Origin of the sequence: Streptomyces cellostaticus (assembly GCF_023630175.1) — a bacterium.
In the GTDB taxonomy this organism is placed as follows: Bacteria; Actinomycetota; Actinomycetes; order Streptomycetales; family Streptomycetaceae; genus Streptomyces; species Streptomyces cellostaticus_A.
Genome location: NZ_JALLIN010000139.1, coordinates 1 through 1,132, shown reverse-complemented (window position 1 = coordinate 1,132; position 1,132 = coordinate 1). Strand labels below are relative to the sequence as shown.

The window sequence follows — 1,132 nt, the reverse complement described above, 5'->3', positions numbered from 1 at the left end:
GACGTATGCGTTCCAGTCGCAGCGGTTCTGGCCGGAGGCGGTTCCCGCCGAGGGGGTCGCGGTGTCCGGGGGCAGTGCGGTCGACGCGGCGTTCTGGGCGGCGGTCGAGCGGGAGGACCTGGGCGTGCTGACCGCCGAGTTGGGCGTCGAGGACGATCGGCCGTTGACCGCGCTGTTGCCGGCTCTGTCGTCGTGGCGGACCCGGAGTCGTGAGCGGTCGACGGTCGAGGGCTGGCGTTACCGGGTGGTGTGGAAGCCGCTGGCCGAGCCCGCCGTCACCCGTCTGTCGGGCATGTGGCTGGTGGTGGTTTCGCAGACCGGCTCCGAGTCGGCCGGTGCCGTCGTCGGTTCGCTGGCCGAGCACGGTGCCCAGGTGCGTGCCGTCACCGTTCCCGCCACCGCGGGCCGGGAGGAGATCACGGCGCTGCTGAAGGAGGCCACGACCGACGGTACGCCCGCCGGTGTGGTCTCCCTCCTCGCCCTCGCCGGCGACGGCGGCACCCCGCTGCGCGCGCACGCCGGGCTGCTCTCGACCTCGGCGCTCGTCCAGGCCCTCGGCGACGCCGAAGTGGACGCCCCGCTGTGGTGCCTGACGAGCGGTGCCGTCTCGGTGTCCCGTTCGGAGAGGACGGCGGACCCGGCGCAGGCACTCGTCTGGGGCTTCGGCCGCACGGCGGCGCTGGAGTACCCGGACCGTTGGGGCGGCCTGGTCGACCTGGCGGGGCAGGCCGACGCCCGTACGCTCGACCGGCTGGCCGGTGTCCTGGCCGGTGACGGGGCCGAGGACCAGGTGGCGCTGCGCGCCTCCGGCCTGTTCGGCCGGCGCCTGGCCCACGCCCCGCTGTCCGACACCCCCGCCGCACGCACCTGGAAACCGCAGGGCACCACCCTGGTCACCGGCGGCACGGGAGCCCTCGGCGCCCATGTGGCCCGCTGGCTCGCCGGCAACGGCGCCGAACACCTCCTGCTCACCAGCCGCCGCGGCATCGACGCCCCCGGCGCCACCGAACTGCGCGACGAACTCACCGCCCTGGGCACCCAGGTCACCATCACCGCCTGCGACATGGCCGACCGCGACGCCGTCACCGCCCTCCTCGACGCCGTACCCGCCGACCAGCCCCTGACCGCCGTG

Annotated in this window: 1 protein-coding gene; it reads left to right on the top strand. The window is 75.3% G+C overall.

Annotated features, from left to right (window positions below; all coding sequences use genetic code 11):
- Positions 1–61 precede the first annotated feature (61 nt).
- On the top strand, positions 62–1,132 hold a 1,071-nt coding region (locus tag MXD57_RS31350), incomplete at its 3' end, for an SDR family NAD(P)-dependent oxidoreductase (RefSeq protein WP_250405600.1).